This is a genomic window from Amylolactobacillus amylotrophicus DSM 20534, from assembly GCF_001434555.1.
GTDB classification, from domain to species: domain Bacteria; phylum Bacillota; class Bacilli; order Lactobacillales; family Lactobacillaceae; genus Amylolactobacillus; species Amylolactobacillus amylophilus.
In genome coordinates, this window is record NZ_AZCV01000017.1 from 1 (window position 1) to 1,750 (window position 1,750).

Here is a 1,750-nt window from a genome sequence, read left to right on the forward strand (position 1 = left end):
AAACCCCTAAAGATTTAAGCGAAGTCAATTCGTGAATAAACAATAAAACTAAGAGCTATTTGAAGAATATCTCAAGATAAAAATTGAGAGTTTGATCCTGGCTCAGGATGAACGCTGGCGGCGTGCCTAATACATGCAAGTCGAACGAGTTCTGGTTAAGAGTAGCGGTGCTTGCACCAAAGCGATTAACAATGGAACGAGTGGCGGACGGGTGAGTAACACGTGGGTAACCTACCCTATAGCGGGGGATAACATTTGGAAACAGATGCTAATACCGCATAACAACAACTATCACATGATAGATGTTTGAAAGATGGCGAAAGCTATCACTAAAGGATGGACCTGCGGCGTATTAGTTAGTTGGTAAGGTAACGGCTTACCAAGACGATGATACGTAGCCGACTTGAGAGAGTGATCGGCCACATTGGGACTGAGACACGGCCCAAACTCCTACGGGAGGCAGCAGTAGGGAATCTTCCACAATGGACGAAAGTCTGATGGAGCAACGCCGCGTGAGTGAAGAAGGGTTTCGGCTCGTAAAACTCTGTTATTGGAGAAGAAGGATAAGGTAAGTAACTGTACTTTATTTGACGGTAACCAACCAGAAAGTCACGGCTAACTACGTGCCAGCAGCCGCGGTAATACGTAGGTGGCAAGCGTTATCCGGAATTATTGGGCGTAAAGCGAGTGCAGGCGGTTGTATAAGTCTGATGTGAAAGCCCTCGGCTCAACCGAGGAATTGCATCAGAAACTGTATAACTTGAGTGCAGAAGAGGAGAGTGGAACTCCATGTGTAGCGGTGGAATGCGTAGATATATGGAAGAACACCAGTGGCGAAGGCGGCTCTCTGGTCTGTAACTGACGCTGAGGCTCGAAAGCATGGGTAGCGAACAGGATTAGATACCCTGGTAGTCCATGCCGTAAACGATGAGTGCTAAGTGTTGGGAGGTTTCCGCCTCTCAGTGCTGGAGCTAACGCATTAAGCACTCCGCCTGGGGAGTACGACCGCAAGGTTGAAACTCAAAGGAATTGACGGGGGCCCGCACAAGCGGTGGAGCATGTGGTTTAATTCGAAGCAACGCGAAGAACCTTACCAGGTCTTGACATCTAGCGCCAATCCCAGAGATGGGACGTTTCCTTCGGGAACGCTAAGACAGGTGGTGCATGGTTGTCGTCAGCTCGTGTCGTGAGATGTTGGGTTAAGTCCCGCAACGAGCGCAACCCTTATTACTAGTTGCCAGCATTAAGATGGGCACTCTAGTGAGACTGCCGGTGACAAACCGGAGGAAGGTGGGGATGACGTCAAATCATCATGCCCCTTATGACCTGGGCTACACACGTGCTACAATGGGCGGTACAACGAGTTGCGAACTTGTGAAAGTAAGCGAATCTCTAAAAACCGTTCTCAGTTCGGATTGTAGGCTGCAACTCGCCTACATGAAGCTGGAATCGCTAGTAATCGTGGATCAGCATGCCACGGTGAATACGTTCCCGGGCCTTGTACACACCGCCCGTCACACCATGAGAGTTTGTAACACCCAAAGCCGGTGAGGTAACCATTAATGGAGCCAGCCGTCTAAGGTGGGATAGATGATTAGGGTGAAGTCGTAACAAGGTAGCCGTAGGAGAACCTGCGGCTGGATCACCTCCTTTCTAAGGAAGCGAGTGGGAAGAAGCGTAGGAATACGTGGAAGCCACGCGACAAAAGCACACGAGAAACTTTGTTTAGTTTTGAGAGGTTTACTCTCAA

Annotated in this window: 1 rRNA gene; it reads left to right on the forward strand. The window is 49.4% G+C overall.

Features of this window, described 5'->3' with window-relative positions:
- The first annotated feature begins 79 nt into the window (after nt 1–79).
- Nucleotides 80–1,653 (forward strand): 16S ribosomal RNA (locus FC62_RS07855).
- The last annotated feature ends 97 nt before the right edge of the window (nt 1,654–1,750 follow it).